24 protein-coding genes are annotated in these 24339 nt (G+C 76.1%); 7 read left to right on the forward strand and 17 right to left on the reverse strand.

All coding sequences use genetic code 11. The features are described 5' to 3' along the window. Positions 1–54 precede the first annotated feature (54 nt). The 16 genes from ACFVU3_RS31300 to ACFVU3_RS31375 all read right to left on the reverse strand — a co-directional run bounded on the left by ACFVU3_RS31300 (position 55) and on the right by ACFVU3_RS31375 (position 16827). Positions 55–798, reverse strand: coding sequence for a class I SAM-dependent methyltransferase (locus tag ACFVU3_RS31300; protein WP_390071521.1), 744 nt, complete (start codon positions 796–798; stop codon positions 55–57). Between the two features lie 226 nt (positions 799–1024). Continuing rightward, positions 1025–2413 carry an ABC transporter ATP-binding protein gene (locus ACFVU3_RS31305; protein WP_390071523.1) on the reverse strand — a complete coding sequence of 463 codons (1389 nt, stop codon included), beginning with the start codon at positions 2411–2413 and terminating at the stop codon, positions 1025–1027. Next, positions 2410–3228, reverse strand: a complete 819-nt coding sequence (locus ACFVU3_RS31310; protein ID WP_390071525.1) for an ABC transporter permease subunit — start codon at positions 3226–3228, stop codon at positions 2410–2412. The genes ACFVU3_RS31305 and ACFVU3_RS31310 overlap by 4 nt, the downstream gene beginning before the upstream one ends. Next, positions 3225–4181: an ABC transporter permease gene (locus tag ACFVU3_RS31315; protein WP_390071624.1), complete on the reverse strand. Its 957-nt coding sequence runs from the start codon at positions 4179–4181 to the stop codon at positions 3225–3227. The genes ACFVU3_RS31310 and ACFVU3_RS31315 overlap by 4 nt, the downstream gene beginning before the upstream one ends. Next, the gene (locus ACFVU3_RS31320; RefSeq protein ID WP_390071527.1) at positions 4169–5743 is read right to left on the reverse strand and encodes an ABC transporter substrate-binding protein; all 1575 of its coding nucleotides are present in this window, start codon (positions 5741–5743) and stop codon (positions 4169–4171) included. The genes ACFVU3_RS31315 and ACFVU3_RS31320 overlap by 13 nt, the downstream gene beginning before the upstream one ends. Then, on the reverse strand, positions 5740–6552 hold the full coding sequence (locus ACFVU3_RS31325) for a class I SAM-dependent methyltransferase (RefSeq protein WP_390071529.1): 813 nt from the start codon (positions 6550–6552) through the stop codon (positions 5740–5742). Before ACFVU3_RS31325 ends, ACFVU3_RS31320 begins: the two co-directional genes overlap by 4 nt. After that, positions 6549–7814 carry an MFS transporter gene (locus ACFVU3_RS31330; RefSeq protein WP_390071531.1) on the reverse strand — a complete coding sequence of 422 codons (1266 nt, stop codon included), beginning with the start codon at positions 7812–7814 and terminating at the stop codon, positions 6549–6551. The genes ACFVU3_RS31325 and ACFVU3_RS31330 overlap by 4 nt, the downstream gene beginning before the upstream one ends. After that, entirely contained in the window at positions 7811–9010 is a 1200-nt protein-coding gene (locus tag ACFVU3_RS31335) for an enolase C-terminal domain-like protein (RefSeq protein ID WP_390071533.1), read from the reverse strand. The genes ACFVU3_RS31330 and ACFVU3_RS31335 overlap by 4 nt, the downstream gene beginning before the upstream one ends. Next, positions 9007–10125, reverse strand: coding sequence for a PLP-dependent cysteine synthase family protein (locus ACFVU3_RS31340; protein ID WP_390071535.1), 1119 nt, complete (start codon positions 10123–10125; stop codon positions 9007–9009). The genes ACFVU3_RS31335 and ACFVU3_RS31340 overlap by 4 nt, the downstream gene beginning before the upstream one ends. After that, positions 10122–10946 carry a Rossmann-like domain-containing protein gene (locus ACFVU3_RS31345; protein ID WP_390071626.1) on the reverse strand — a complete coding sequence of 275 codons (825 nt, stop codon included), beginning with the start codon at positions 10944–10946 and terminating at the stop codon, positions 10122–10124. The genes ACFVU3_RS31340 and ACFVU3_RS31345 overlap by 4 nt, the downstream gene beginning before the upstream one ends. Before the next feature lie 149 nt (positions 10947–11095). After that, positions 11096–12367 carry an ATP-grasp domain-containing protein gene (locus tag ACFVU3_RS31350; RefSeq protein WP_390071537.1) on the reverse strand — a complete coding sequence of 424 codons (1272 nt, stop codon included), beginning with the start codon at positions 12365–12367 and terminating at the stop codon, positions 11096–11098. A gap of 258 nt (positions 12368–12625) precedes the next feature. Next, complete coding sequence (locus tag ACFVU3_RS31355) at positions 12626–13012, reverse strand: ArsR/SmtB family transcription factor (RefSeq protein WP_390071539.1); 387 nt, start codon at positions 13010–13012, stop codon at positions 12626–12628. 7 nt (positions 13013–13019) lie between these two features. Continuing rightward, positions 13020–13379: a zinc ribbon domain-containing protein YjdM gene (locus tag ACFVU3_RS31360; protein WP_390071541.1), complete on the reverse strand. Its 360-nt coding sequence runs from the start codon at positions 13377–13379 to the stop codon at positions 13020–13022. Positions 13380–13485: 106 nt separating this feature from the next. After that, complete coding sequence (locus ACFVU3_RS31365; RefSeq protein ID WP_390071543.1) at positions 13486–13965, reverse strand: hypothetical protein; 480 nt, start codon at positions 13963–13965, stop codon at positions 13486–13488. An 80-nt stretch (positions 13966–14045) separates the two neighbouring features. Next, a complete protein-coding gene (locus tag ACFVU3_RS31370; protein WP_390071544.1) occupies positions 14046–15899 on the reverse strand; it encodes an NAD-binding lipoprotein in 1854 nt (617 codons plus the stop codon). Positions 15900–16056: 157 nt separating this feature from the next. Continuing rightward, positions 16057–16827, reverse strand: coding sequence for an SDR family NAD(P)-dependent oxidoreductase (locus ACFVU3_RS31375; RefSeq protein ID WP_390071546.1), 771 nt, complete (start codon positions 16825–16827; stop codon positions 16057–16059). 332 nt (positions 16828–17159) lie between these two features. Here ACFVU3_RS31375 and ACFVU3_RS31380 point away from each other — a divergent pair, with 332 nt between their 5' ends. The 7 genes from ACFVU3_RS31380 (at position 17160) to ACFVU3_RS31410 (ending at position 23615) form a co-directional block, all read left to right on the forward strand. Beyond that, on the forward strand, positions 17160–18707 hold the full coding sequence (locus tag ACFVU3_RS31380; protein WP_390071548.1) for an ATP-binding protein: 1548 nt from the start codon (positions 17160–17162) through the stop codon (positions 18705–18707). Beyond that, a complete protein-coding gene (locus ACFVU3_RS31385; RefSeq protein ID WP_390071550.1) occupies positions 18704–19105 on the forward strand; it encodes a roadblock/LC7 domain-containing protein in 402 nt (133 codons plus the stop codon). Before ACFVU3_RS31380 ends, ACFVU3_RS31385 begins: the two co-directional genes overlap by 4 nt. Continuing rightward, entirely contained in the window at positions 19102–19458 is a 357-nt protein-coding gene (locus ACFVU3_RS31390) for a DUF742 domain-containing protein (protein WP_390071552.1), read from the forward strand. The genes ACFVU3_RS31385 and ACFVU3_RS31390 overlap by 4 nt, the downstream gene beginning before the upstream one ends. Beyond that, a complete protein-coding gene (locus tag ACFVU3_RS31395; RefSeq protein ID WP_390071554.1) occupies positions 19439–20068 on the forward strand; it encodes an ATP/GTP-binding protein in 630 nt (209 codons plus the stop codon). Before ACFVU3_RS31390 ends, ACFVU3_RS31395 begins: the two co-directional genes overlap by 20 nt. After that, positions 20065–21294, forward strand: coding sequence for a cytochrome P450 (locus ACFVU3_RS31400; protein ID WP_390071556.1), 1230 nt, complete (start codon positions 20065–20067; stop codon positions 21292–21294). Before ACFVU3_RS31395 ends, ACFVU3_RS31400 begins: the two co-directional genes overlap by 4 nt. Beyond that, the gene (locus ACFVU3_RS31405; RefSeq protein ID WP_390071557.1) at positions 21291–22529 is read left to right on the forward strand and encodes a cytochrome P450; all 1239 of its coding nucleotides are present in this window, start codon (positions 21291–21293) and stop codon (positions 22527–22529) included. The genes ACFVU3_RS31400 and ACFVU3_RS31405 overlap by 4 nt, the downstream gene beginning before the upstream one ends. Positions 22530–22703: 174 nt before the next feature. Continuing rightward, positions 22704–23615, forward strand: a complete 912-nt coding sequence (locus ACFVU3_RS31410) for an adenosine kinase (protein ID WP_390071559.1) — start codon at positions 22704–22706, stop codon at positions 23613–23615. Here the strand turns inward: ACFVU3_RS31410 and ACFVU3_RS31415 are convergent. Beyond that, entirely contained in the window at positions 23608–24294 is a 687-nt protein-coding gene (locus ACFVU3_RS31415; RefSeq protein ID WP_390071628.1) for an adenosylcobinamide amidohydrolase, read from the reverse strand. The genes ACFVU3_RS31410 and ACFVU3_RS31415 overlap by 8 nt on opposite strands. Between the last annotated feature and the right edge of the window lie 45 nt (positions 24295–24339).

The following is a 24339-nucleotide window of genomic DNA, read 5'->3' on the forward strand; positions in this document are numbered from 1 at the left end:
CACGCGGGCCGGCGGCGGGCCGGCGCGGGTGCCCCCGGGGGCTTCGCGGCGCGGTCAGGCGCGGCAGCGCAGGAGCACCAGCGGCGGGTGGGCGAGGAGTTCGGCCCAGAACTCCTCGCCGTAGGTGCGGAGCCCCTCCTCGGACACGTGGAGCGGGACCCACTCCACGTCGCGGAACCCCGCGCCGGTCAGGGCCTCCTCGTAGACCTCGCGGCGCAGGGCGGTGCCCAGGATGCTGATGGGCTCCGGGTCGAGCAGTGCGGTGACGCGGACCCGCGGACCCATCTCGTTCGACTCGCCGGTCGGCTCGCAGCGGAAGCCGTACGTCTCCAGGGACGCGCAGTCGAAGGCGTAGTCGGGCTTCTGGGCGAAGATGTAGAACGCGCCGCCGGGCACCAGGCTGCGGTGGATGCGGGCGCACATCCGGTCCAGTTCCTCCCTGGAACCGGCGTAGTTGAGACACTGCACGCCGAGGGCGATGTCGAACGGCGTGTCCACCGGCTTCAGTTCGGCGACGTCCTCGACCTCGTAGCGCAGGCCCAGCGGCTCGCGGGCCTCGATGCCGCGGGCGGCGGCGATCATCTCGGAGGAGATGTCGACGCCGAACACGTCCGCGGCGCCGCGCCGCTTGAGCTCCCGGCTGTAGAAGCCGGTGCCGCAGGCGAGGTCGAGGACCGTCTTGCCCGTGACGTCGCCGATCAGCTCCAGGACGCTGGGGACCTCTCCGTAGCGGATGATCGGCAGGGCCTTGAAGCCCTCGAACGCCTCGCCGATCCCGTCGTACTGCTGCACCGTCATGTGCTGCCCCTCGTGTTCGTCGGGTGGTGTGCGGGCGCGCCGGCCCCGCGGACAGGGGTGTCCGCCGGGGCTCGCGGGGCGCGGCCGTGGCACAGAGTCTGCGCCGCCTCCACCCGCCCCCCGTACTGTCGGATGACACGAGAAAGCGGTGGGGCCGCACTCGTATCGCCCAAGGAAACGCGCTGATCAGGGGCCTGGCCCCGGACAGCCGGTCCGGGGCCGGTGATCACGTGCGGACGGTGAGGCGGCCGGCGTCGAGGACGGCGGTGCGGTCGGCGAGGGTATCGGCGGCGGTCAGGTCGTGGGTGATGAGGATCAGGGCGAGGTCCCGCCGGTCGCGGAGGGCGGCGAGGTGGGCGAGCAGGGTGTCGCGGGCGGCCGGGTCGAGGCCCGAGGTGATCTCGTCGCAGATCAGGACCCGGGGTTCGGCGAGCAACGCCCGTGCGACGGCCGCGCGCTGGAGTTCGCCGCCGGAGAGTTCGCCGGGCCGGTTCCGGGTCTTCTCCTCGGTCAGGCCCAGCCGTTCGAGGGTGCGGACGGCGGCGCGGCGGGCGGTGGCACGGTCGGCGCCGCGCAGCCGGACGGCGGTGCGGGCCACCTGGTCCAGGACCGGGCGGTGTTCGTCGAAGGCGGCCCTGGGGTCCTGGAACACGTACTGGACCGCGGCGAGTCGGGCGCGGTCCCGGGCGCGCAGACTGCGCGGGAGCGGGGTGTCGTCGAGGAGGACCGTCCCGTCGTGGGCGGAGTGGAGTCCGGCGAGGCAGCGGCCCAGGGTGGTCTTGCCGCTGCCGGAGCGGCCGACCACGGCCAGGCACTCCCCCGGCGCGACGTCCACGTCGACGCCGTGGAGCACCGCGACGCGTCCGTGCCGGGCGGTGAGGCCGCGGACCGCGAGGCGGGCGGCGGCGGGCGCGGCGGGCGGGCGGCGGGGCGCGGGGAGCGGTGGGACGGGCAGGACCTCGGCGGTGGGGCCGCGGCGGGCGACCCGGCCGGCCCGCAGGACCACCGTCTCCTCGGCCAGCCGGCGTACGACGTCGTGGTCGTGGCTGAGCAGGACGACGGCGACGCCCCGCTCGGCGACGCGGGCGAGGGTCTCCACGAGGCCCTGCCGGGTGGCCGGGTCCTGGGCGGTGGTGGGTTCGTCGGCGACGATCAGCCGCGCGCCGAGGAGGAGGGCCTGGGCGAGGACGACCCGCTGCTGCTGGCCGCCGGAGAGCTGGTGGGGGTAGCGGCGCAGGACCAGGTCGGGGTCGGGCAACTGCGCGTCCCGCAGCGCCTGTTCGACGCGCTCCCGGCGGTCCCGGCGGCTGCCGGGGCGGAGGGCGGCGATGTCGGCGAGGAGCGCGCCGGCCCGCCGGACGGGGTTGAGGACGGCCGCGGGGTGCTGGGGCACGTAACCGACGTGGCCGGCCCCGGGGGTGACGATCCGTCCGGTGACCCGGGCGCCGGGCGGGAACTCGCCCAGGAGGGCCCGTCCGGTGGTGGTCTTGCCGCTGCCCGAAGGGCCGACGAGGGCGGTGATCCGGCCCGCCCGGACCGTGAGGTCCACCCCGTCCAGGAGGGTGCGGCCGCCGGCCTCCACCCGCAGTCCGGCGGTCTCGGCGACGGGCTTCACGGGCGGTCTCCCTCGGTCGGGGCGGGCGGCGGGGTGCGCAGGGCGGCGTCGAAGAGGAGGTTGGTGCCCATGGAGAGGGCGGCGACGAGGAGCGCGGGGACGACGACGGCCCAGGGCTGGAGGAACAGGCCGGTGCGGTTGCGGTCCACCATCACGGCCCAGTCGGCGGCGTCCGGTGCCACACCGACGCCGAGGAACGCGGCGGTGGCCACCAGGTAGAGGGCCCCGGTGAGCCGGATCCCGGCGTCGGCGGCGAGGGTGCGGCGCATGGACCGGGCCACGTGGCCCAGGGCCGTGCGGGCCCAGGACTCGCCCTGCATGCGCAGGGCCTCGACGGCCGGGCGGGCGGCGATCCCGGTGGCGGTGGCGTGCACGACGCGGGCGGCGTCGGGGACGGCGGCCACGCCGACGAGGACGGTCAGCCCGGCGGGCCCCGGGGCGAGGGTCGCCGCCACCAGGAGCACCAGCAGCAGCGAGGGGACGGCGAGCAGGACGTCCAGGGGGCGCATCAGGGCCTCCTCCAGCCAGGCGCGGCGGGTGAGCGCGGCGGCGAGGCCGAGCGGGACCGCGACGAGGTAGGCGAGGGCGGTGGCGGCGAGGGCGACGAGGACGACGGAGCGGCCGCCGAGGAGGATCTGGCGCCAGACGTCGCGGCCGGCGAAGTCGCTGCCGAGCGGGCCCGCCGCGGGGTCGAAGGAGACCGTGCGCGGCCCGGCGGTCCCGGCGGCGAGCGGTCCGAGGACGGCGAGGAGCAGGGGGACGGCGACGAGCGCGGTGGCGAGGGCGTAGCGGGAGGCCGTGCCGCTCCGGGTCACGCGGCCACCTCCGTCCGGGGCGCGAGGCGGCGGGCGACGAGGTCGGCGCCGAGGTTGACGAGGACGGTGACCGTGCCGAAGACGACGGCCGCGCCCTGGAGCACCGGGACGTCGCGGGTGGCGACGGCGTCGACGGTCACGGTGCCGAGCCCGGGCACGACGAAGAGGGCCTCGACGACGATGACCCCGCCGAGGAGCCAGTCGCAGGTGCGGGCGAGCTGCTGGGCGGCGGGCGCGAGGGCGTTGGGCAGGGCGTGGGTCCAGCGGACCCGGGCGCCGCCGACGCCGTACCGGACGGCCTGGGCGACGTACGGGGAGGCCAGGGCGTCGATCATGCCGGCGCGGACCAGCCGGCCGATGGTGCAGACGGGCCGGGCGACGAGGACGAGGACCGGGAGGACGAGGACGGCGGGCGCGGCGAGCGGGTCGACGCCGACGGCGGTGGGCGGCAGCCAGCCGAGCCAGAGGCCGAACACGGTGGCGAGCAGGACGCCGAGGGCGAACTCGGGGATCGAGTGGACGGCGAGGGTCAGCGCGCTGAGCGTCCGGTCGAGCGGTCCGCCCTCGCGCCGGGCGCAGACCGTGCCGAGCGTCACCGAGAGCGGGACCAGCACGGCGAGCGCGGCGGCGGCGAGCAGCGCCGTCGGTCCGAGCGCCCCGCCGAGCAGCTCGGCGACGGGCCGGCCGCTGACCAGGGAGGTGCCGAGGTCGCCGTGGAGGAGTCCGCCGATCCGGTCGAGGAGGCGTTCGCCGACGGGCCGGTCCAGGCCCAGTCCGGCCCGGATCCGGGCGATGCGCTCCGGGTCGGGCTGGTCGCCGGCGAGGGCGACGGCCGCGTCGCCGGGCAGGGCTTCGGTGAGGAGGAGGACGAGGAGGACGACGGCCGCCGTCTGCGCCGCTCCGAGGAGCAGACGGCGGCCGATCCAGGGGAGGTGCCGGGTCACGTGAGCCAGATCTTGTCGAAGCGGGCCCAGTCGAGGGTGTTGGCGGGGGCCTCGGTGTCGACGCCCTGGAGGCCGGGGGCGGTGCCGACGATCCAGTCGGAGAAGCCCCAGACGAGGAAGCCGCCCTCGTCGTGGAGCCGGCGCTGCATCCGCTCGTACAGGGCGGTCCGGCGCTTCTCGTCGGCGGTGGACTGGGCCTCGCGGTAGAGGGCGTCGAAGTCGTCGTGGCGCCAGTGGGTGGCGTTGGTGGTGGAGCCGGTGAGCAGGCGCTGGGAGACGTGGGACTCGATGGGCATGGCGCCGGACCGGTAGGAGGCGAAGGTGCCGCCGTCGAGGATGTCCTTCCAGTACGTGTCCTTGTCACCGACCGCGACCTCGACGGTGACGCCTGCCTTCGCGGCCTGCTCCTTGAAGATCCCGGCGGCCTCGACGAAGCCGGTGGCGGCGGGGGCGGTGTCGAGAGTGACCTTCAGGTTCTCCTGGCCGGCGGCCTTGAGGAGGGCGCGGGCGCGGTCGAGGTCCTGGGTGCGCTGCGGGATGCCGGAGGCGTAGTACTTGTATCCCTTGCCGAAGAGGTCGTTGCCGATCTCGCCGGCTCCGGAGAGGGCGCCGTCGACGAGTTCGCGCCGGTCGGCGATGAGGAAGAACGCCTGGCGGACCCGCTTGTCGTCGAAGGGGGGCCGGTCGGTCTTCATGACGAATCCCTGGAGGGCGCTGCCGGGGAGCCGGACGATCCGGACGCGTCCGCCGCGTTCGTGGGTGCGGGCGGTGGCGGGGTCGAGTTCGTGGGCGTACTGGACCTGGCCGGCGAGGAGGGCGGAGGTGCGGGCGGACTCCTCGGAGGCGATGACGAACTCGACGCGGTCGAGGTGGGGGGCGCCGTCCCAGTAGGCGTCGTTGCGGGTGACGGCGAGGGAGGTGCCGGGGGTGAAGGAGGCGAAGCGGAAGGGGCCGGAGCCGACGGGCCGGTCGAAGGAGGTGGTGCCCTCGGGGACGATGGAGGTGCCGAACGCGGCCAGGACGTTGGGGAATTCGGCGTAGGGGCGCTTGAGGCGGAACTCGACCGTGGTCGCGTCGGGGGCGCGGCTGGCGGCGAGGTCGATGGGTTCCAGGGACGCCTTGGCGCGGAAGGTGCCCTTCGGGTCGGCGATGCGGCGGTAGCTGTAGAGGACGTCGTCGGCGGTGACGGGACGGCCGTCGTGGAAGACGGCCTCGCGGAGGGTGATCGTCCAGGTGTCGAGGGTGCGGTTGGCCTTCCAGCGGGCGGCGAGCCGGGGGACGGGGGCGAGGTCGGCGCCGAAGTCGGCGAGCTTGTCGTAGAGGGCCTTGGCGCGGGCGGCGTCGACGAAGAGGTTGGCGGCGTGCGGATCGAGGGTCTCGGCCGCCCCACCGCCGGCGAAGGCTGCGCGCAGGGTGCCGCCGCGCTGGGGTCCGGCGGTGGGGCCGCGGTCGTCGGCGGTGCCGGTGCCGCCGGCGCAGCCGGTGGTGAGGGCGAGGGCGGCCGCGGCGGTGACGAGGAGCAGGCGCCGGCGGGCGCGGGCGAGGACGAGGCGCGGGCGGGGGCTGGTCACGGTGTGGTGTCTCCGTTGCTGTGCGGGGTGGTGAGGCGGGCGACGAGGTGGAGGCGGTCGGCACCGGCGGCGGTGCCGGGCGGGTCGCCCTCGCTCCAGGGGGGTTCGGTGCGGGGGCCGGGGCCGTCGTACAGGGCGAGGACGTCGAAGCCCGCGACGGCGAGGAAGTAGCGCAGCTCCTGCGGGAGGAGGAGCCGCCATGCGGTCCGTTCCTCGTACGGCGGGGAGCCGTCGTCGGTGGTCCAGACGCGGTGGCGGCGCAGGAGCTGGGCGCCGTGGTCGAGGGAGAGGGTGGTCCGGGAGGTGTGGGTGGTGCCGCGCCTCCGGAAGGCGGCGGTGACCGGTCCGTCGAGGAGGGAGCCGTCGCCGAGGAGGAAGGCGCCGTTGCGCATCTCGGCGACGAGGAGCCCGCCCGGGGCGAGGTGGCGGGCGCAGACGGCGAGACAGGCGGCGAGGTCGGCGTTGGTGTGGCAGTGGAGGAGGGCGCTGTCGAGGCAGAGGACGGCGTCGAAGGTGCGGCCGAGGTCGGCGTCGCGCATGTCGGCGTGGACGTAGTCGGGGCCGGGGTGGTGGCGCCGGGCGTGGGCGAGCATGGTCGGGGCGGTGTCGGCGCCGGTGACGTGGCGGCCGGCGTGGTGGTGCAGCCAGGCGGCGTCGCGCCCGGTGCCGCAGCCGAGGTCGAGGACGCGGGGGCCGGCGCCGTACCGGCGGAGGACGGACTCGGCCCAGCGGGCGGCGAGCCGTTCGGGGTCGGGGAACCGCTCCTCGTACAGCTCGGGCTGGTCGGTGAGGAGGTTGCCGGAGCTCATCGGGCCTCGCTGCGGGGTCGTGGCCCGTCCTGGGCGGGGGCGGGCGGTTCCGGGAGGGCCCGGCGCCGGTGGAGCAGGGCGACGGCCGCGGCCGAGCCGAGGCCGAGGGCGGCGCAGCAGGCGTACGGGAGCCAGGGCGGGCCGCCGCGGGCGGCGGTGTCCATGGCCGCGCCGACGCCGAGGCCGATGCCGGCGGCGGTGACACCGGAGACGGCGTAGAAGAGGCCGTAGCGGGTGCCGGTGAGGTCCGGCCGGCCGAAGGCGGGGACGAGTTCCATGACGAACGGCTGGGCGGTCATGAGTCCCGCGTACAGCAGGAGGACGCCGGCGAGGACGGCGGCGAGCCGGGCCGGGTGCGGTTCCCCCGCGCCGGCCGCGAGCAGCGGCGGGAGGAAGCCGAGGCCGGCGAGGGCGAGTCCGGCGGCGATCCAGCGGCCCCTGCCGCCGCCGCGCGCGGTGAGGGCGCGGGTGAGGCGGAGCTGGAGGAGCAGGCCGGCGAGGGTGCCGGTGACGAAGAGGAGGCCGACGGCGGCGGGGTGGCCGGTGGCCTCCCGGACCGCGTGCGGCAGCAGCAGGTAGAGCTGGCTCTCCAGGCCGTAGAGGCCGACGGTGGCCAGGGCGAAGGCCGCGAAGCGGCGGTCGGCGGCGGCCTCGCGCCAGTCGCCGAGGACGGTGCCGGCCGGCGGCGGCACGGGGCGGGCGGGCAGGACGGCCGCCTGGGCGACGGTGAGGACGGCGAAGAGACCGGCCGCGGCGAGGGCGGCGGTACGGAATCCGCCGAGGAGCAGGAGGCCGCCGAGGAGCGGTCCGAGGAGGGCGCCGGTGGTGGCGAAGACCTGGAAGAGGGCGAACGCCTCGGCCTTGCGGTCGCCGGCCTCCTGGGCGAGGTAGGTCCGCACGGCCGGGTTGAAGAGGGCGCCCGCGAGGCCGCTGAGGACGGAGGCGGCGATCAGCACCGGCAGTCCGTCGCCGAGGGCGAAGAGGCCGAAGCCGAGGGTGCGGAGCGCACAGCCGGCGATGATCACGCCGCGTGCGCCGAGGCGGTCGGCGGCGGAGCCTCCGACGATGAAGAGGCCCTGCTGGCTGAGGTTGCGCAGGCCGAGGACGAGGCCGACGACGGCGGCGGAGAGCCCGAGGTCGTCGGTGAGGTGGACGGCCAGGTAGGGGACGAGCAGGTAGAAGCCGGTGTTGACGCCGAGCTGGTTGACGAGCAGGAGCCGGACGGCGGGCGGGAATCCGCGGACGGCGGCGAGGGTCTTCACGTCCGCGGCTCCCCCGGTATGCCGGTGCGGACGGTGTCCTGCGTCCGGGGGCGGGCGGTGTCCTGCGTCCGGAGGTGGGCGGTGTCCTGCGTCCGGGTCCGGGCGGAGTCCGGCGTGGGGTCCCAGGTGGTGTTCCGCGTGGGGTCCCCGGTGGAGTCCGTCCGGGGGCGGACGCCGAGACCGGGGCGGGCGGCGGTGCGCACGGTGCCGTCGTGGCCGCCGATGCCGGTCCAGGGATCGTCGGCGAGGAGGAGGTGACCGTCGAGGTCGGCCCAGCGGGCCCGGTCGACGAGGTGCACGGCGGGGGCGATCCCGAGCGAACTGGCGGTGAGGCAGCCGAGCATGAGGTCGGTGCCGCTGCCGCGCAGGGCGGCGTGGATGCGGAGGGCGGCCCGGACTCCCCCGCACTTGGCGAGTTTGACGTTGACGCCGTGGACGCGGCCGGCGAGGGCGACGGCGTCCTCGACGGTGACGGCGTCCTCGTCGGCGATGACCGGGACGGGGGAGGCGGCGGCGACCCTGGCCAGGCTGTCGGGCCGGCCGGGCGGGACGGGCTGTTCGACGGCGGTGACGCCGAGGGCGGCGAAGCGGGGCAGCAGGGCGTGGGCCCGCTCCTCGCTCCAGGCGCCGTTGGGGTCGAGCAGCAGCTCCGCGCCGGGGGCCGCGTCCCGGACGGCGGCGACCCGGGCGAGGTCGTCGGCGGGGTCCGGGGCGCCGGCCTTGATCTTCAGGACGGTGAACCCGGCGGCGGCGAGCCGTACGGCCTGGGCGGCGGCGCGGGCGGGCGGGACGATGCCGAGGGTGCGGGCGGTGGGCGCGGAGGGCGGCCGGGGGGTGCCGAGGAGGCGGTGGGCGGGGGTGTCCGCGCGGCGGCCGGCGAGGTCGAGGACGGCGGACTCGACGGCGGCGAGGACTCCGGCGGGCCGGCCGGCGCCGACGGGTCCGGTGGGGGCGAGTTCGGCCCAGGCGGTCTCGGGGTCGGGCAGCCGTTCGACGGCGGGGCGCAGTGCGGCGAGCGACCGCAGGACGGCGTCGGTCGGCAGTCCGAGGTAGGTGCTGCTGACGGCCTCTCCCCAGCCGTCGAGCCCGGCGTGCTCCAGCCGGACGTGGACGGCGTCACGGCGGGCCGTGACGGAGCGGGAGATGCGGAGGGGTTCGGCGAGTTCGAGGGTGGTGGTGGTCCAGGTGAGTCTCATGCGGCTCCTCCGGGGGCCGGCGCGCGGCGTGCGGGGGCGGGGGTGCGGCAGCGGGTCCAGCCGACGGCCTCGGCCGCGCGCGGGTGCGGGATCTCCAGCGGGCGGGCGGCCGGGGTGGTGCCGGTGAGTCCGTGGGCGGCGCAGAAGTCGTCGTCGTAGACGGTCCCGAGGTAGCGGTGGGGGCCGTCGGGGAAGACGGTGGCGACGGCGGCGCCGGGCTCGGCGCGGGCGGCCCAGGCGGCGACGAGGGCGACGGCTCCGGTGCTCCAGCCGCCGGAGACGAAGCTGCCGCGGGCGAGCCGGCGGCAGGCGTCGACGGCCTCGGCGGGTCCCACCCAGTGGACCTCGTCGAAGAGTTCGGGGCGGACGTTGCGGGGGCTGATGCTGCTGCCGAGGCCGCGCATCAGGCGGGGCCGGGCGGGCTGGCCGAAGAGGGCGGAGCCGACGGAGTCGACGCCGACGACCCGCAGACGGGGCCAGCGGCGGCGCAGCGGGCCGATGAGACCGGCGCTGTGTCCGCCGGTGCCGACGCTGCACACGAGGATGTCGAGGTGGTCGAGCTGGGCGACGAGTTCGGCGGCCATCGAGCGGTAACCGGCGGGGTTGTCGGGGTTGTTGTACTGGTCGGGCCAGTAGGCGCCGTCGGTGCGGGCGAGCACCTCCCGGAGCCGGGCGAGGCGGGCGGCCTGCCAGCCCCCGCGCGGGGCGGGCCGGTCGACCAGTTCCAGCCGGGCGCCGTGGCTGCGGAGCAACTGGCGCATGGACGGTTCGAGTTCGGTGTCGCCGACGAGGACGACGGGGTGGCCGAGGGCCTGTCCGGCGAAGGCGAGCCCGAGGCCGAGGGTGCCGGAGGTGGACTCCACCACGGTGGCGCCGGGGAGCAGTTCGCCGCGCCGCCGTGCGCCGGTGAGCATGGAGACGGCGGCGCGGGCCTTCATCCCGCCGGCGCCGAGGCATTCGAGCTTGGCCCAGAAGCCGGGGTGGGGGTGGGGCAGCGGGGTGTGGATCCGGGCGAGGGGGGTGCGGCCGAGCAGGGACAGCAGCCCGGGTTCGGCGGGCTCCGTGCCGGAGCGGGGCGGGGGCAGGGTCGGGGTGAGGGTGGGGGCGGGCGTCATGCGCGGTCTCCGTAGCGGTGGAGGGTGCCGGGGCCGCCGTCGAGCCAGAAGAAGGGGTACGGCTCCGCCGACACCGCGGTCAGGCCGGCGCCGAGGAAGCGGGGCAGGACGGCGCTGCCGGTCTGGGCGAACATCACGAGGGGCTTGCCGGTGCCGGCGGCGTGGTCGAGGAGGTCCTGGAAGGTGCCGTTGCCGAGGGTCATGCCGGAGGCGAGGACGGCGCCGCAGCGGTCGAGGTGGGCGGCGGCGTCGGTGAGGACGGGCTCGCCCCACTCGGTCGTGCCGCCCTTGAGGTCGCAGGGCAGGTAGGCGAGGCCGCGGGCGCGGAGCCGTTCCAGGAGCGAGTTGACGACGCCGACGACCAGGACCGGGCCGGGGCGGCCGCCGGGCCCCGGGAGGGGGTCGGGCAGCAGGTCCACGACGGCGCGGGCCCGGGTGCGGGAGCGGGTCAGGCTGTCGCCGGCCGGCAGCGGGTGGGGGCGCGCGCCGTGGGCGGGGGTGTGGGGGCGCGCGTGGGCGAGGTAGGCGTCGAGGGCGGCGATCCGCACCGGGGTCAGCGGGTGGTCGAGGAGGTCGGCGACGGTGGCGCCGACGCAGTCGTCGAGGGCGCCCGGGGGCAGGGCCCCCGGTTCGACGGCGCAGGAGCCGACGGCGGCGGCGAGCCGCAGGCTCAGCACCTCGTTGCGGTAGCCGTGGGCGCGGCCCGGGTGCCGTACGGCCTGGGCGGTGGTGAAGGCGAGGGCGATCCGGGCGCCCGCGGGGTCGGGCCCGTACGCTCCGGCGCGGACCAGACGGAAGAGGCCGGCGAGGCTCCGGACCACCGGCTCGCCGTGGACGCCGGGGCGGGCGGCAGGGAGCGGGTGCGGCGACGGGGCCGGGACGCCGGGGGCCGGGACGCCGGCGGGCGCGGAGGCCGGTGCCTCGGGGGGCGCGGGTGACACGGCGGGGGGCGGGGGCGGGGCGGGGAGGGTCACGCGGGCACCGCCGCCGCGGTGTAGCGGGGGCGCAGGCCGGCGAGCAGCCGCTCGGCGGCGGCGCGGGCGCCGGGACCGTCGGTGTCGGCGGTCATGACGTGGCCCAGGTAGGCGTTGTTGCTGGTGGCGGGGTGGACGGCCCGGCCGGGTGCGGCGAGGGTGAGTTCCAGGACCTCGGCCCGGTCCCGTACGGCGTCGGCTCCGTCGATGGCGGCGAGGACGCCGTCGGTGTCGGGCAGCAGGAAGGCGATGGCGGCGCTGCGCACGCCGGTCGGGCGGGGCGCGAGGTCGGGGGCGCGGCCGAGGGCGACGTCCACGCAGGCGACGGCGAGGTCGACGCCGGTGACGTGGCGGACGAGTTCGGTGATGCGGTTGCCGGCCGGGCGGGGGTTGACCTCGACGACGCGCGGGCCGTCGGGGGTCAGCTTGAGCTCGGTGTGGCAGACCACCTGGTCGAGGCCGAGGGCCTGGACGGCGTGCCGCGCGGTGGCGGCGGCCTCGGCGGCGGCCGTCTCCTCGATCCCGGCGGGGAACATGTGGCCGGTCTCGATGAAGGCGGGGGCTCCGCCGATGCTCTTGTCGGTGACGCCGACGACGTGGGTGGTGCCGCCGGTGGTGACGGTCTCGACGCTGACCTCGGGCCCCTGGAGCAGCTCTTCGAGCAGGACGGCGGGGTGGCGGTCCTGGCCGCGGGCGTTGACCGGGAAGTCGGCCAGGTCCTGGCAGGCGCGCTCCAGTTCGTGCTCGTCGCGCACCGCGCGGACCAGCATGCCGGCGCACAGGTCCACGGGCTTGACGACGAGCGGGTAGCCGATCTCCCGTGCCGCGGCCGCGGCTTCGCCCGCTCCCTCGCAGAGCGCGTACCGGGGGCCCGCGACGCCGGCGGCGGCGAGCGTACGGCGTGTCAGGTCCTTGCGGCAGGCGGCCTCGACGGCCTGCGGCGCGGGGCCGGGGAGGCCGAGCCGGCGGGCGGTACGGGCGACGGCCGGGAGGTAGTAGTCGCAGGAGGAGACGACCCCGTCGAAGCGGAGGACGGCGTGCAGGGCCTCCAGCCGCGGCAGGAGGGCGTCGAGGTCGTTGGTGTCCGCCGTGACGATGTTGCGGGCGGTGAGGAGCGGGTGCGGGCCCTCGTCCGCGGTCGTGCCGCGCAGGTAGTGGTGCAGGTCGCGGGTGACGAAGGTGAACTCGTGCCCGTCCTGGCGGATGGCGGCGGGCAGGAGCCTGCTCATCGACCCCACCCAGCTCTCGATCACCAGCAGATGTCCCACGGGGTTCCTCCCAGACTGCCGTCGGTCCGTGCGCCGCAGACGTTATCGGAAATCGTTTTCATTTCCAACAATGAACGGGGCACCGGGCCGGAACACGGGGGCACCGAGGGGGTATTGACCGGTCGACACGGGTCAAGGCATGACATTTCGGACTCGACAAGCGAAAGGCCGTACCGGGGAGGGGGCACCCTCCCCGGTACGGCCTCGGTCGGGCTGTGCGGGTGGTCGATCGGTCGGACGGCGGGAGCGGTCGACCGGTCAGGTGGTGGGGGCGGTCGTCTCAGGCCCGGCGGTGGCGACGGCCGCCTCCGGCCCGGCGGCCCGCAGGCCGGCGAGGAGCTCGGCCTGGCCGGCGAGGACACCCGAGAGGATGCCCCGGGCGACCGCGAGGAGCTCCGCCACCTGTGGGTCGGTCAGCGAGTAGCGCACGGAGGAGCCCTCGCGGCGGGCGACGACCAGGTTGGCGCGCCGCAGCACGGCGAGCTGCTGCGAGAGGTGGGCGGGCTCGACGGCGATCTCGGCGAGCAGCTCCGCGACGGCGTGCTCGCGCAGGCTCAGCAGCTCCAGGACGCGGATGCGCACGGGATGGCCGAGCGTCTTGAAGAACTCCGCCTTCAGTTGATAGAGCGGCGCGGACCCGGTCATGGCGCGGTCAGACCTTCTTGACCACGCTCGACTTGAGCTGCATGGGGCCGAAGCCGTCCACCTTGCAGTCGATGTCGTGGCCGTCGACGCCGTCCACGAGCCGGATGTTGCGCACCTTGGTGCCGGCCTTGATGCCGGTGGGGCTGCCCTTGACCTTGAGCGTCTTGACGACGGTGACCGTGTCGCCGTCGGCGAGCACGTTGCCCACGGCGTCCTTGATCACCTGGGCGCCGCCGGCCTCGCCCTCGGCGGGGGCCTCACCGGCCGCCGGCCATTCGTGGCCGCACTCGGGGCAGACCAGCAGGGCGCCCATCTCGTAGGTGTAGACGCCGGAGCACTCGGGGCACGGGGGCAGGTTCTCGTTCACTCCACCGATCCTATGAGCGATATGACCAATTGCGAAAATCGGCAACTCGCACGAGGCGGGACGAGGCCGGGCCGGGCCGGCGGTGAGCCGGGCCGGTGGGGGGGCGTCACCGCTCCCGGTACGCCTCGCCGGCGACGAGCACCGAGGTGAAGTGGAGCGGCAGCCCGGTGGCGTCCCGGGGCACGTCCTGGGAGGTGTCCCGGGTGAAGGCGAGGGTGAGTCCCGGCAGGTACGGGGCCCGCGGGTCGGCGTCGGCGACGGCCAGGCCGCGCCCCGCCGCGTGGGCGAGGAGGTCGGCCGCCGGGGTGCGGAAGACATCGAGGCCGTCCCAGAGGACCGTGACGTCCGGGTCCTCGTCCTCGTCGGGCCCCCAGAGCGTGACGGCGGTGACCCGGCCGTCGCCCTCCAGGACCGCCTGGAAGCCGATGCCGTCGTAGGCGGTGGAGACGAGGTCGAAGGGGCGGACGGCGTCGGCGCGGTGGACGCGGGGCGCGCCCCAGGCCGAGACGGCGGCGACGGTCTCGGGGAGGGTCATGCCCAGCCGGACGGGCGCCACGCCGTGGGGCGGGTCGAGGACGAACTGCATGCGGAAGCCTTCCGGTCGGCCTCGATCGTACGGGCGGCAGCCGGCCGGCACCGCGCCCGCGGGGTGCCGGCCGGGCCGGTTCAGGCCGGCCCGACGACGATGAGGACGTCTCCGGGGCCCCACTGCCGGGTGCCGGTCTTCGGCGGATTGAGGCGGGGCCGGGGAGAGTTCCGGGGGCGGTAGCCGATGGCGGCGGCGCCGTGCCGGGCGGCGGCGGTGACCAGGGTCGCGAAGGGGGCCTCGGTGCCGGGCGGCACGAAGTCGGTGACGGGGCGGAGCCGGACGCCGTCGCCGGTGGGGGCGAAGAGCGCGTCGAAGGCCGCCGCGAGGTGGGCGTCCTGGGAGACCTGGGCCATGAGGAGGGCGGCCAGCCGGCCGGTGAGCAGGAGGTCGGTGCGGGGGCCGGCGGGGGCCAGGGGGCGGTTGCGCGCGTCGGTGAGCTCGGCCACCGCGGGCACGCTCCGGCCCGACTCCCGGGCCCGCGCCCGGAGGTGGAGCAGGGTGACGAGGGCCCGGCCGTCGGGGTCGGGGTGCCCGTCGTCGTCCGGGCCGGCGAGGACCACCACGTGGTCGTACTCCTCCGGTGCCGCCGGCTCCCCGTCGCCGTCGTCCCGCACCGCCGCCACACCGCCGCGCGCCAGGCCCTCCACCACGCGTTCGCCCCGGCGGTTCCAGCCCAGGACGAGGGCCCGGCGGGGACGGGCCGCCGCCGGGGGCCGGAGGGGGAAGGGGACCGCGCCGGACGGCGGAGCGGCGGGGAGGACGGTGGCGCGGTGGTCCTCGGCCAGGACGACGAGACCGTCGCCCGGGACCAGGACGGTCTCCGGGGGCGGGTTGAGGTGCGGGGTGCCGTCGGCGCGGACGATCCCGATCGCGCAGGCGTCCGGGCAGGCGGCGGCCAGCTCTCCGTAGCGCCGGCCGGGGAGGCCGGGCGGGCGCAGGACGTGGAGTTCGGCGCCCGCGAAGTCGAGCAGGTCCTCCAGGACGAGGGCGAGCCCGGGCTCCAGGACGCACTGGACGAGCAGCCGGGCCGCGAGGTCGTCGACGTCCAGGACCACCGCCCCGGGCCCGGCGGCGAGGCGGGCGGTCGGGAGGTGGGCGCCGTCGCGGACCGCCGCCACGATCCGTACCGCGCAGCCCTCCCCCACCGCCGCCCGCAGGGCGAGCAGCGTCCTGATGACCCGCGCGTCGGCGCCGGGGGTGTCCGGAGGCAGCACGACGACCGCCTCCGCGGCGGCGGGGGTGACCCGCGCGAGCGCGGCCGGGTCGGCGGGGCGGCCCCGGCGGCAGAGCAGCCGCACCCGCGCGCGGGGCGGCAGCGCGTCCCGTAACTCCCGCTCCATCTCCGTCTTGTCGCGGTCGGCGAGGACCACCACGGCGCCGCGCCCCCGCTGGGCGTGGGCGGCGAGGAGTTCCGCGACGACCGTGGGGGTCTGCTCGGACCAGCCGAGGACCAGGGTGTGGCCGCGCTCGACCACGGTGGTCTGCCCGCGTTCCAGCTCGGCGAGCCGGTCGGTGAGGGCGGTGGTCACGATCCCGACGAGGAAGGAGACGTAGAGCAGGGAGACGAGCGCCAGGAAGACCGAGAGGACCATCCGCAGCGGCGGGCCGACCTCGCCGCCGAGCCGGAGGGTCTGGCCGACGGTCCGCCAGATCGTGGCCGCCTTGCCCTGGAGGGTGTCCGGGGCCTTGCTGTCGGTCCAGACGAGGAGGGCGCTCGCGGGGGCCACCAGGCCCAGGCAGGCGAGGGCCAGCCAGGCGACGAGGGCGCTCACCCCGCGCACCACCGTCCGGTCGACCCAGTACCGGGCCCTGGCCCGCACCCCGGGCCCGGCCGCCGGTGGTCCGGCCGCCCGCGCGGCCGGACCGGGACCGGGCCGGGGCCGCCGCGGCGTCCGCTGGGAGGGGACCGTGAACTCGCGCTCCTTACGCACGTCAGCAGGGTGACGGCGGCCCCGGTGCGAAACGCCGCCGACGCCCGCCGTTCATCCTTTCGGGCAAGCGCGCGGGAGGCACGCGTTCGAGTCGTTCACCCGGCGCACGCCGGGGCTCCCGGCCGGACCGGGCCGGCGCCCGCCCGGAGAAGCCCGTTCAACTGCGCAGGTACGAGGCCCCGTTGAGGTCGAGGATCGTGCCGGACGCCCATTCGGCGGCCGGTGAGGCGAGCCAGCGGACGGCCTCCGCGATCTCGTCCGCGCCGGCGACCCGGCCGAAGGGGCTCTGCGCGCGGATCGCCTCGCCCTCGGGTCCCTCCAGGCGGGGCGCGACCCGTTCGGTGGCGAAGAAGCCGGGGGCGACCGAGGCGACGCCGATGCCGTACGGGGCGAGGGAGACGGCGAGGGACTGGCCGAGCGCGTGGACGGCGGCCTTGGTGGCGCCGTAGGCGGGGTGGTCGGGTTCGCCCCGGAAGGCGCCGCGGGAGCCGATGTTGACGATCCGTCCGCCGGTGCCGCGGTCGATCATCCCGCGGGCCACGAGGTGGCTCAGGTTGGCGGTGGCGAGGAGGTTCACGGCGACGTGCCGCTGCCAGAGCGCGGCCCATTCCTCGTACGGGGTGTCGGCCAGGGGGTGCGGGAGGTTCACGGCGGCGTTGTTGACCAGGACGTCGATCCCGCCGCCGAGCCCCTCGGCCGCCGCGTCGACGACCTCCGCCGCCCCGGCGGGGTCGGCCAGGTCGCCGCCGGCCAGCACGTGTCCGGTCCCGTCGAGGGAGGCGAGGGTGGCGCGGGCCTCCTCGGCCCGCGTGCCGTAGTGGACGGCGACCCTGTCGCCGTTGGCGGCGAACGCGCGGGCGACCGCGCGGCCGAGGCCGCGCGCGGCGCCGCTGACGAGGACGCGCCTGCCGGTGTCGGGCAGCTGCACCGCTGTGCCTTCCGCTCGGGGACGTTCGGTACGGGGAGGTTCCGTACGGACCGTCATTCTGCCTCTCCCCCGGGGGCGATGGACGCGGCGGCCCCTCCGTCCGCGGCGGAGCGGAGCCCATGACGGAGCCCACGACGGAATCCGAGGGGCCTCATGGCGGCCCCCGGCGGACTTCACCGCGGAGCCCGCGCGGAATCTCTCCTCCCATTTGGAAGGTTTTGCGTCATCTCGGATACCAATCCGGTCAGGGAGAGTTCCGAACCGATCAAGAACGCCTCTATAGTGCGGTCGTTCCGAACCTCCCCTGTGCCTGCCTCTCGAGAGTCCGGTTGATGTCGGCATCGCCCACCCCGTTCCGCCCCGCCCTGATCGCCTCCGTGCTGACCGTCGCCGCGGGCGGTACCCTCACCGCCGCCGCGACGAGTGCCGCACCGGCCGAAGTCCGCGCCCCCCTGGCCTGGTTCGCGGTCTGCGGCGTGCTGCTCCTCGCGGCCGCCACCTTCGCCGTCACCTGGTACGCGCGCACCGCGCGCGGCCTCGCCAAGCGGGCCGAACGGCTGACCGCCCAGGTCGCCTCCCAGGACACCTACGCCGCCCAGCGCCAGGCCGCCGCCGAGCGCGAGGCCGCGGCCCTGAAGGAGCGTCACGAGGCCCAGGCCGCCGCCGAGGCGGCCGCCCACGCGGCCCGCGCCGACGAACTGACCCGCGCCCAGCGGGCCGAGGCCGAGCGGCTCGCGGCCGGCCACGCCGCCGCCGTCGCCGGCCTGGAGCAGCGGCTGCGCCGCGCCGAGTCCGCCCGCTCCGCCGCCCTCGCCGCCGCCGCCAACGCGGCCGGCCGCATGCAGGCGCTGGCCACGAGCATGATGGCCGACCTGCGCGAGATGGAACACCGGCACGCGGACGAGGACGTCCTCTCCGACCTCCTCCACCTCGACCACCGCACCGCCCAGGCCGGGCGGCTCGCCGACTCCGTCGCCGTCCTCACCGGCGCCCGCTCCGGCCGCCGCTGGGCCCGGCCCATCGTCATGGAGTCGATCCTGCGCGGCGCCATGGGCCGCATCGCCGGCTACCAGCGGGTCCGGCTGCACTCCAAGTGCGAGGCGGCCGTCGCCGGCCACGCCGCCGAGGGCGTCATGCACGCGCTCGCCGAGATCCTCGACAACGCCGCCAACTTCTCCCCGCCCAGCGCGGAGGTCCACGTCTACGTGGAGGAGGTCCCGGCGGGCGTCGTCATCACCGTCGAGGACAGCGGTCTGACCATGAGCGACGTCCAGCTGCGGCGCGCCGAGGCCGCCGTCGACGCGGCGACCCAGGACCTGGCCGGCCTCTCCGGCACCCGCCTCGGCCTCCACGTGGTCGGACGGCTGGCCCGCAAGCACAGCCTGTCCGTCTCCTTCCGGCCCTCCGCGCGCGGCGGCACCGGCGTCGTCCTGATGATCCCCCAGGAGATCGTCACCCGCGGCGCCGAGGCGGTCGCCGTGCCCGCCCCCGCCCCGGCCGCCGCACCGCGCGCCGTGCCCGGCCCGCGCACCGCCCCCGACTCCCTGCCGGCCGCCGCGCCCGAGCCCGGCCGCGGGGCCGCGGACGAGACCCCGGCCGAGGACGCCGCACCCGGGATCCTGCTGCCGCGCCGCCGGCGCGGCCGGACCCTGGCCGCGCACCAGGAGGGCGGGAAGGCCCCGGCCGACCCGGCCCGCAAGCCCACGCCCCGCACCGGCGAGGCGGCCCGCGCCCGCTTCGGCGGCTTCCAGAGCGGCCTCCGCGGCACCGAGGGCAAGGCCGGCGGTACCCCCGCCACCGACCCCGACGCCGCTCCCCCCGCGGCGGAACCGACCACGCCGCCCTCGAACCACCCCCATTCGGAAGGCAATCCGCGATGACCGGCACGACCACCGACGACAAGCTCAGCTGGCTCCTGGAGGGCCTGCTGGAACGCACCCCGGGCACCCGGCACGCCCTGGTGCTCTCCCGGGACGGCCTCAAGCTCTGCCGCACGTCCGGGCTCTCCGTCGACCAGGCCGACCAGCTCGCCGCCATCGCCGCGGGCATCCAGAGCCTGTCGCACGGCGCCTCCGTGGAGTTCGGCGACGGCACCGGCGGGGTCCGCTCCGCGATGGCCGAGTTCTACGGCGGCATCCTCTTCATCGTCGAGGCCGGGGAGGGCGCCCACCTCGCGCTCGTCGCCGACGAGGACGCCGACGCCGGGCTCATCGGGCACAACATGACCGAACTGGTCGAGCAGCTGGGCGAGCACCTCGTCGCGAGGCCGCGGGGATGAGCCGCGTCAGGCCGGGTCGCGACGACTCCCCCGACCGGCTCTACACCCTGACCGGCGGCCGCAGCGGCACCGGCTCCACCGCCTTCGACGTGGTCACGCTGGTCGTGTCGGAGTGCGATCCGGTGCCCGGCATGCAGTCCGAGCACGCCGCCATCCTGCGCATGTGCCGCTTCCCCACCGCCGTGGTGGAGGTCGCCGCCGGGCTCGGACTGCCGGTGTCGATCACCAGGATCCTCCTGGCCGACCTGCACGACACCGGCCGGATCAGCGCGCGGCACCCGCGCCCCACCTCGTACCGCCTTCCCGATCACGACATCCTGGAGCAGGTGCTCGTTGGACTCCGCAATCTCTGAGCAGCACCAGACCCTGAGCAGCACCGCCGACAACGGACTGAAGATCGTCGTCGTCGGTGGCTTCGGAGTCGGCAAGACCACCCTGGTCCGCTCGGTCAGCGAGATCCGCCCGCTGAACACCGAGGAGACGATGTCGCAGGCCGGCGAGGGCATCGACGACACCGGCGGCGTGGCCGCCAAGACGGCCACCACCGTCGCCTTCGACTTCGGCCGGATCTCGCTCGACGCGCACAACGTGCTGTACCTGTTCGGCGCGCCCGGCCAGGAGCGGTTCTGGTTCCTGTGGGACCGGCTGTTCTCCGGGACGCTCGGCGCGGTCGTCCTCGTCGACACCCGCCGGATCGCGGACTCCTGGTACGCGGTCGACCGCCTGGAGCACCACGGCACCCCGTTCGTCGTCGCCTGCAACGACTTCGGCGGGCCCGGGCACACCGCCGCCGAGATCCGCGACGCCCTCGACCTCCCCGACGAGGTCCCGCTGGTCTTCTGCGACGCCCGGTCCCGGGAGTCCAGCAAGCAGGTCCTCATCTCGCTCGTCGAGCACCTGAAGAACGTCGTCGCCGCCGACCCCGAGCAGGGTCCGCGGCCCGTCCCGGAGCCCGCCCCGTGAACCCTGCCGAGCCCGCGCCCGTCCCGCTGAGCGGCCCGCGCTTCCACACCGACCCCGTCGAGCTGTACCGGCGGATCCGGCGGGACCATGGGGCCGTCGCCCCCGTCGTCCTCGACGGCGACGTGCCCGCGTGGCTCGTCCTCGGCTACCGCGAGCTGCACCAGGTCACCAGCGACCCGGTGCTCTTCTCCCGCGACTCCGAGCTGTGGAACCAGTGGGACGCCATCCCGGCCGACTGGCCGCTGCTCCCCATGATCGGCCGCAAGCAGCCGTCGATCCTGTACACGGTCGGCGAGCGCCACCGCGAGCGGGCCGGCGTGATCTCCGCCGCGCTGGAGTCCGTCGACCCGTTCGAACTGCGGCGGCGCGCCGAGCGGTTCGCCGACGAGCTCATCGACGGGCTGTGCGGCAAGGGCGAGTGCGACATCATCGCCGAGTACGCCATGCTGCTGCCGGTGCGGGTCCTCGCCAGCATCTACGGCTTCGCCGACGAGCAGGGGCCGGCGCTGGTCACCGCCATGAACGACATGATCAACGGCGGTCCGGGCGCGCTGGCCGGCCAGCGGCACCTCGCCGGGTCGATGGGCGCGCTGCTCGCCGCCAAGGCGGAGACGCCCGGCGACGACGTCGCCTCGCGGATGCTCGGCAACACCGCCGGGTTCACCGTCGAGGAGGTCGCCCAGGACCTCATGGTGATGATGGCCGCCGGCCACCAGCCCACCGCCGACTGGATCGGCAACTCGCTGCGGCTGATGCTCACCGACGACCGCTTCGCGGCCTCGCTCTCCGGCGGACGGCACAGCGTCGGCGAGGCGATGAACGAGGTCCTGTGGGAGGACACCCCCACGCAGAACGTCGCCGGCCGCTGGGCCTCGCGCGACACCCACCTCGGCGGGCGGCGGATCGAGCAGGGCGACCTGGTCCTGCTCGGCCTGGCCGCCGCCAACGCCGACCCGCACGTCCGCGCCGACGCCGGCGCGCTGACCGGCGGCAACAACGCCCACCTCTCCTTCGGCCACGGCGAGCACCGCTGCCCGTTCCCCGCGCAGGAGGTCGCCGAGACCATCGCCAGGACCGGCATCGAGGTCCTCCTCGACCGCCTGCCGGACGTCGATCTCGCCGTCGCCGAGCCCACCCTGACCCGTCGCCCCTCCCCCTGGCTGCGCGGCCTCACCGCGCTGCCGGTGACGTACACCCCGACCCCCGCCCTTGGAGGGACCGCATGACCTCCCCCATCGACCACGCCGCGGCCGCCGAGCCCGTCGTCCTCGACCCGTTCGTCACCGACCTCGACGGCGAGGGCGCCCGGCTCCGCGCGGCGGGCCCGCTGGCCCGTGTCGTGCTCCCCGGCGGCGTGCCCTGCTTCGCCGTCACCCGCCACGCCGAGGCCCGGGCGCTCCTCACCGACGCCCGGCTCGTCAAGGACATCGAGCAGTGGGGGGCCTGGCAGCGCGGCGAGATACCGCTCGACTGGCCGCTGATCGGCCTCGCCAACCCGGGCAGGTCGATGCTGACGGTGGACGGTGAGGAGCACCGCCGGCTGCGCACCCTGGTCGCCCAGGCGCTCACCGCGCGCCGGGTGGAGCGGCTGCGGGCCGGCATCGAGGAGCTGACGGGCGGGCTGCTCGACCGCCTCGCCGGGCGACCGGCGGGCGAGACGGTGGACCTGAAGGCCGAGTTCGCCTACCCGCTGCCGATGAACGTGGTCAGCGAGCTGATGGGCGTGGACGCGGCGGACCACCCGCGGATGAAGGCGCTGTTCGAGAAGTTCTTCTCGACGCAGACGCCGCCGGAGGAGGTGCCGCAGATGATGGCGGACCTCGGCACGCTCTTCGCCGGGATCGTGGCGGGCAAGATGGAGTCCCCCGGCGACGACCTGACGAGCGCGCTGATCGAGGCGTCGGAGGACGGCGACCGGCTCACCACGGAGGAGATCACCAACACGCTCCAGCTGATGGTGGCCGCCGGGCACGAGACGACCATCAGCCTCATCGTGAACGCCGTGGTCGCCCTGGAGACCCACCCGGAGCAGCGCGCCCTGGTCCTCAAGGGCGAGGTGCCGTGGGAGAACGTGATCGAGGAGACCCTGCGCTGGTCGACGCCGACCTCGCACGTGCTCATCCGGTTCGCGAGCGAGGACATCCAGGTCGGCGACCGGGTCCTGCCGAAGGGCGAGGCGCTGATCGTGTCGCACGGCGCGATCGGGCGGGACGAGGTGCAGCACGGCGGGACGGCGGGCGACTTCGACGTCACCCGCAGCCCGATCCGGCACATCTCCTTCGGTCACGGCCCGCACGTCTGCCCGGGCGCCGCGCTGTCCCGCCTGGAGGCGTCGGTGGCGCTGCCGGCGCTGTACGCGCGCTTCCCCGGGCTGCGGCTGGCGGTGCCGCGCGAGGAGCTGCGGAACAAGCCGGTCGTGACCCAGAACGACCTCTTCGACCTTCCGGTCGTGCTCGGCTGACGCACCCTCGTCCGCGCACCGGTGGCCCGTCCCCTTCGGGGGGCGGGCCACCGGTGCGTCAGGGGCACCCCCTCCGCAAGGAGTTGCCGCAAACTTGCGCAAGATCTTGCCGAGCCGTGCGGGGGCTGGTTGACTCGCCGGACACGCAGCCGCGTTCCCGTGGGAGGCAGAGCCATGAGCAGCACGTACGACGTCCTCGTCCTGGGAGGGGCCGGCGTCGACACGATCGTGTACGTCCCCGAGCTTCCGCTCCCGTACGCCGACAGCTACATGATCCGTCCCGGCATCGAGGCCCGCGCGGGCCAGACCGGCGACTTCGTGGCGCTGGGTCTGAGCACCCTGGGGCTGCGCACCCACCACATGGACCTGATCGGCGACGACACGGCCGGCGACCTGGTGCGGGCCTTCCACCGCGACCGGGGCATCGACTTCACCGAGGTCCCCTCCCCCGGCGGCACCAAGCGGGCCGTCAACCTGGTGGGGCCGGACGGCCGCCGGCTCTCGCTCTACGACGACAGCCGGTCCCGGGAGTCGGACCGGCTCCCCGAGGACCTGGTACGCAAGCTGGCCGCCGTCTCGCGGCACGCGCACGTCTCGATCACGTACCCGTGCGCGTTCGCCCTGCCGCTGCTCCGCGAGGCGGGCCTCACGGTCTCGACCGACCTGCACAACTGGGACGGGGAGAACCCTTACCACGAGCCGTTCGCGTACGGCTCCGACGTCGTCTTCGTCTCCGCGACGGCCCTGCCCGACCCGGTGGCGACGCTGCGCGGGATCCTGGAGCGGGGCCGCGCGGAGGTCGCCGTGGCGACGGCCGGGGCGGAGGGTTCGTACGTGCTCACGCGCGCCGGCGGCGAGCCGCTGCACGTCCCCGCGGTCGCCCCGCGCGGTCCGGTCGTCGACTCCAACGGCGCGGGCGACGCCTACGCGGCGGGCTTCCTCTTCGGCCGGCTGGCCGGCGAACCGCCGGAGCGGTGCGCCCTGTACGGAGCGGTCTCCGGCGCGTTCGCGTGCACCGTGCCCGCCACCGTGAGCGACGCCGTCGACCGGGAGACCCTGCTCGCCGAGGTCGCCGCGGTCAGCTGACGCCGGGCGCCGGCAGCGCGGCGCCGACCGCCGCGTGGACGGCCCGCGCCAGCCGGGCGCCCCAGAGGGAGCGGGGGCCGGCGAAGGGCTCGGCGGGGCCGCCGGGCACGGGCCGGCGGGCGAGGACGCAGACCGCGTCCGTCGGGGTGCCCGAGCAGTCGTGACCGGCGTCGAGGAGCGCCTGCACCTTGGCCTCGGTGGCGGTCGCCACGGCGTTGACGAGGGCGGCGTCGGTGAGCGGCGCGGGCACGGTGACGACGATGTTGATCGTCCCGGGCGGCTGGGGCGCGGGCACGACCGGTCCCGGTGCCGCCGCCCAGCCCCGCACGTCGATGCCGGCGGTGGCCACCGCGTCGACGCCACCGTCGGAGGCGGTCCCGTGCCGGGCGACGTCGGCGGCGGTCATCAGTCCCACCCCGGGGCCGTGGAGGCCGGCCCGGCGGGCGAGGCCGGCGAGGTGCGCCTCGGGGTCGGTGCGGGTGTAGCCGTGGGCGACCTGGACGTTCATCACCCAGGACCGCTCCCCGATCCCGCCGCCGAGCACCGCGCTGCTGACGGCCCGCCAGCCGGGCCCGTGGCGCCACAGAAGGGCGCCGAGCGCCTGCCCGTCCTCGTCCCGCTCCAGGAGCTCGGGGGGCGCGGGCAGGGCCGGCAGGGTCGGTTCCACCACGGCGGTCACGGCCACGCTCTCCTCGCTCTCACCCGTACGTCCCGGTGATCCTAC

The organism is Streptomyces sp. NPDC058052 (assembly GCF_042885515.1).
Classification (GTDB): Bacteria; Actinomycetota; Actinomycetes; order Streptomycetales; family Streptomycetaceae; genus Streptomyces.

Coding starts and splice junctions, on each gene's coding strand:
- ACFVU3_RS31300 (WP_390071521.1), bottom strand. CDS start 798: ATGACGGTGCAGCAGTACGACGGGATCGGCGAGGCGTTCGAGGGCTTC.
- ACFVU3_RS31325 (WP_390071529.1), bottom strand. CDS start 6,552: ATGAGCTCCGGCAACCTCCTCACCGACCAGCCCGAGCTGTACGAGGAG.
- ACFVU3_RS31335 (WP_390071533.1), bottom strand. CDS start 9,010: ATGAGACTCACCTGGACCACCACCACCCTCGAACTCGCCGAACCCCTC.
- ACFVU3_RS31340 (WP_390071535.1), bottom strand. CDS start 10,125: ATGACGCCCGCCCCCACCCTCACCCCGACCCTGCCCCCGCCCCGCTCC.
- ACFVU3_RS31355 (WP_390071539.1), bottom strand. CDS start 13,012: ATGACCGGGTCCGCGCCGCTCTATCAACTGAAGGCGGAGTTCTTCAAG.
- ACFVU3_RS31365 (WP_390071543.1), bottom strand. CDS start 13,965: ATGCAGTTCGTCCTCGACCCGCCCCACGGCGTGGCGCCCGTCCGGCTG.
- ACFVU3_RS31380 (WP_390071548.1), top strand. CDS start 17,160: ATGTCGGCATCGCCCACCCCGTTCCGCCCCGCCCTGATCGCCTCCGTG.
- ACFVU3_RS31385 (WP_390071550.1), top strand. CDS start 18,704: ATGACCGGCACGACCACCGACGACAAGCTCAGCTGGCTCCTGGAGGGC.
- ACFVU3_RS31390 (WP_390071552.1), top strand. CDS start 19,102: ATGAGCCGCGTCAGGCCGGGTCGCGACGACTCCCCCGACCGGCTCTAC.
- ACFVU3_RS31405 (WP_390071557.1), top strand. CDS start 21,291: ATGACCTCCCCCATCGACCACGCCGCGGCCGCCGAGCCCGTCGTCCTC.
- ACFVU3_RS31410 (WP_390071559.1), top strand. CDS start 22,704: ATGAGCAGCACGTACGACGTCCTCGTCCTGGGAGGGGCCGGCGTCGAC.